A 2,811-nucleotide genomic window follows, 5' to 3' on the forward strand; every position below is an offset into this window, starting at 1 on the left:
CGAGGCGATCACCCAGCCGCCCGCGCCCTCGCACCCAATCGGGCGTGGCCGTGCCGGCCCGATGCTGCTGGCCGAGATCGCCTACGGCAAGTTCTGCATGCATCTGCCGCTGCATCGCCAGAGCCGAGCCTTCTCGCGCGAAGGCGTCGCGATCGAGGTCTCGACGCTGGCCGACTGGATAAGCGCTGTCAGCGTCGCCTTGAAGCCAATCGTCGAGATCATCGAGGCCTACGTCCTGGCTGCGCAACGCCTCCACGTCGACGACACGCCCGTCCCGGTCTTGGCAAAAGGCAAGACAAAGACGGGGCGATTATGGACGGCGGTCCGCGACGACAAGCCGTTCGGCGGCCTCGATCCACCGGCTGCCTTCTACGTCTACTCGCCGGATCGCAGTGGCGTGCACCCGGAAGCGTTTTTGCGATCCTGGTCCGGTATCATGCAGGCGGATGCCTACGCCCGGTTCAACAGGCTGTACGAGCCCGGGCGCTCGCCCGGTCCAATTTTTGGAGGCAGGCTATTGGGCGCACTGGCGGCGTAAGTTCTAAGACATCGCTGTGCTCAAGAAGGCACCGATCGCCGTCGAGGCCGTAACGCGCATCGATGCCATCTTCGCCGCAGAGCGCGCAATCAACGGCGCCGTGCCCTCGCAACGCCAAGACGTGCGAGGGCAAACGATCAAACCACTTGTCGGCGACCTGCTGGTCTGGCTACGCGGCCTGCGTGGCGCGCTCTCCTCGAAGTCCGAGACTGCGAAAGCGATGGACTATGGGCTGAAGAGGATGCCAGCCTTCACCCGCTTTCTCGACGACGGTCGTATCTGCCTGTCGAACAATGCCGCCGAGCGTGCCATGCGCTGTGTTGCCATGGGCCGCAAGAACTGGACGTTTGCTGGCTCCGACGCCGGCGGGCACCGCGCCGCCGCGATCTACACCCTGATCGAAACCTGTACGTGTGGATGGCCTCCGCGGTGCAAGAGTTTTGTTTGGGCAAATGCGCGATAAGTCGGCGGCTTGCATGTGTCCGGCCTACATAAGGCGGCAAACTTGGCCGCTGGCCCAGATGAGATCCGCGGATCGGGTCCATAACAAGCTCTCGCGCTCGAAGGCGCCTACAGGTTTGCTGGGTGTCCCGATTCTCGTCTATCAACTATCGCGTCATCTTCCCATTCAGCGCCGTTGCACCCACGACCGCCAGGACCCGGCCTGTCCTTGCGGTCGATTCCTATGCTGCCCGGTACGTCTCCTCTCGGGTTATCACTGCCCAGACGATCCTGGCCATGTTGTTGGCAAGAGCTACTGCGGCGAGTTTGATTGGCTTGCGAGCAATAATCTGTCCCAGCCAGCTGTCCGCGAAGTTCTCCTTGCTACGTGACCATCGGATCGTGGACATGGCGCCTATGACGAGGAGCCGGCGGATGGTTCGATCACCCATCTTCGTAATCCGGCCCAATCGCTCTTTGCCGCCGCTCGAGTTCTGGCGTGGCACCAAGCCAAGCCAAGCCGCGAAGTCACGTCCCGACTTGAATCCTCGAATATCAGGAACGCCGGCCAGTATGGCGCTCGTGGTAATCGGACCGATGCTTGGAATGGTTAGCAGTCTCGCGGCCTCCGGCTCCTCACGGCAATGTCGTCGCATCTGAGCTTCGAGAGCGTCGATTTGCTTGCTCAAAGCGACAAGCTGATCCGCAAGAATGTTTAAGGCGGCCCGCACCATGTCGGGCAGCGGCGTCGCCGGATGGGAAATCCTTTCGATGAGAGCTCCAACATGCTGAGGGCCGGCCGCGGCGATCACGCCGAACTCCGCCATGTGGCCCCGGATCGCGTTGATCAGTGAAACGCGCTGACGCGAGAGAAGCTCGTGCGTGCGATGGACAACCCGCGCTGCTTGTTGCGCGAGCGACTTGATAGGAGCGGAACGAACCACCGGTCGCGTCACCGCCTCGCAGATTGCTGCGGCGTCGGCGGCATCGTTCTTTTGCCTGGCGACGTAGGGCTTCACGTACGAAGCGGGGATCATCCTCGCGTCATGGCTGCGAGGAGGCGCAAGCCTCCATGGACGTGCTGAGCTTTTTCGCCAAGCTTCCGCCTTGCGTTGTCGGCCCTCACGCCGAAGCTTCTTCTGAAGAACCGGGCGCCTTTCGCATCTGCCCCGTGGACCTGAAACACCCGCTTCGCCAGATCAAGCCCAACCGTCGTAATCTCGTCCATGGATAGCCTCCTTGTAAAACGATCGCCGCGACCGATCTGCACTATGATGCCGGAAGCGGAGGCCATCCACCTCATCAAGCTCAACAACGTCGATCCTCGCGCATGGCTAGCCGACGTCCTGATGCGTCTGCCCGATCACCCCGCAAAACGCATCCACGAGCTTCTACCGTGGAACTGGTCGCCCGAGATCGCTGCCTCTCATGCAGCCTGAAGCGCCCCGACCTCGCATCGTCCCGGAACGCAAGGTGGCCTTCACCGGATGCTCACTCCGTGTCGAACGCAGTAGGCATATCTGTAGCCGGGAATCTTGTTACCGGTATCGTATTTCCCGGGTGGCAGCGCGCGATCCCTAGATCGTTGGGCTGTCGAGAGCGCTGGCGACGGCTTGCCCGGCTTGCGGTCTGTTAGCCATTGATCGTAAACGTCGCACAGATTTATGGCCTGTTGTAAACGTCCTCGATGCGGATGATGTCGTCCTCGCCGAGGTAAGATCCCGTCTGCACCTCGATGAGTTCGAGGTTGATCTTGCCCGGATTGGCCATCCGGTGGATCGTTCCGATGGGCAGGTAGATCGACTCGTTTTCGTGAACGAGGACGATTTCGT

2 protein-coding genes and 3 pseudogenes are annotated in these 2,811 nt (G+C 61.5%); 3 read left to right on the top strand and 2 right to left on the bottom strand.

Annotated features, from left to right (window positions below; genetic code table 11):
- Both GSQ79_RS30085 and GSQ79_RS30090 read left to right on the top strand, forming a co-directional pair.
- Positions 1-538: transposase (locus GSQ79_RS30085; protein ID WP_210253109.1), on the top strand; the 538-nt coding region annotated here is incomplete at its 5' end.
- 16 nt (positions 539-554) lie between these two features.
- A complete protein-coding gene (locus GSQ79_RS30090) occupies positions 555-1,001 on the top strand; it encodes a transposase (RefSeq protein ID WP_158809691.1) in 447 nt (148 codons plus the stop codon).
- A gap of 220 nt (positions 1,002-1,221) precedes the next feature.
- On the opposite strand, the pseudogene GSQ79_RS16020 reads toward GSQ79_RS30090, so the two are convergent.
- Positions 1,222-2,207 (bottom strand): annotated as a pseudogene (locus tag GSQ79_RS16020) (IS110 family transposase).
- A 76-nt stretch (positions 2,208-2,283) separates the two neighbouring features.
- On the opposite strand from GSQ79_RS16020, the pseudogene GSQ79_RS16025 reads away from it, so the two are divergent.
- Positions 2,284-2,418, top strand: a pseudogene (locus tag GSQ79_RS16025) (transposase domain-containing protein); the annotation flags it as partial.
- 223 nt (positions 2,419-2,641) lie between these two features.
- On the opposite strand, the pseudogene cpsB reads toward GSQ79_RS16025, so the two are convergent.
- Positions 2,642-2,811, bottom strand: a pseudogene (gene cpsB, locus GSQ79_RS29650) (mannose-1-phosphate guanylyltransferase/mannose-6-phosphate isomerase); the annotation flags it as partial.

This window comes from Beijerinckia sp. L45, assembly GCF_009765775.1.
Lineage (GTDB): Bacteria > Pseudomonadota > Alphaproteobacteria > Rhizobiales > Beijerinckiaceae > RH-AL1.